The sequence below is a fragment of the Faecalibacillus sp. TM498 genome (genome assembly GCF_020589955.1).
Lineage (GTDB): Bacteria > Bacillota_I > Bacilli_A > Erysipelotrichales > Coprobacillaceae > Faecalibacillus > Faecalibacillus intestinalis.
This window is the reverse complement of record NZ_JAJDKB010000137.1, coordinates 1-696: the sequence shown is the minus strand read 5'-3', so window position 1 is coordinate 696 and position 696 is coordinate 1. Positions and strand designations below refer to the sequence as shown.

1 protein-coding gene is annotated in these 696 nt (G+C 33.0%); it reads right to left on the bottom strand.

The genetic code is table 11. From position 1 onward, the window contains the following. Nucleotides 1–681, bottom strand: a complete 681-nt coding sequence (locus tag LJD32_RS15025) for a fructose-6-phosphate aldolase (RefSeq protein ID WP_119362616.1) — start codon at nt 679–681, stop codon at nt 1–3. Nucleotides 682–696: the final 15 nt, after the last annotated feature.

Sequence of the window (696 nt, the reverse complement as noted above, 5' to 3'; positions counted from 1 at the left end):
TTATAAATCACAAATACCTTTACCTTCTCCATAAACATCATACCAATCACTATTGAAATCATTCACTGCTTTTTCAATACTTGGATTCGCAAAGATTTGTTTTAAGACTTCTACTGGCGCTGTGATTGCTTGACTTCCATAATTGAAGGCATCTCTTACTTGTTGTACTCCTTTAAAGCTTGCTGCTAATATCTTACAATCATAACCATCTTGTACGATTCTATTAGATAATTCATTGATCAGTTCCATTGGATCATTTCCTAGGTTCCCTATTCTATTGACATAAGGTGCAATATAGTCTGCTCCTGCTGCCAAGGCCATATAGGCTTGCATCAAATCATAAACAGCTGTTGCTGTCACATTGACTCCTTCTGCTTTTAGTTTTTTGATAGCTTTGATTCCTTCATATGATACGGGTACTTTGATATAGACTTGATCATCAATTTCTTCTAGTATACGATGGGCTTCTTTAACGATTTCATTACATTCCTTAGAAATCACTTGAATATGAAGACTTCTTTCTTTTCCTATGATTTTCCTGACTTCTTTCATATGTTTAAAGAAATCTTTGGGACTTGTTTTTTTCACTATTGAAGGATTACTTGTTACTCCTACAATTGGCATATATTCTACTGCTTCTTTTATATCTTCTAAGTTTACTGTATCAATTATAAATTCCATTTTCTTTTCTCCTAT

What these genes read in the sequence shown, in the direction of transcription:
- LJD32_RS15025 (WP_119362616.1), bottom strand. Translation starts at nt 681, where the DNA reads ATGGAATTTATAATTGATACAGTAAACTTAGAAGATATAAAAGAAGCA.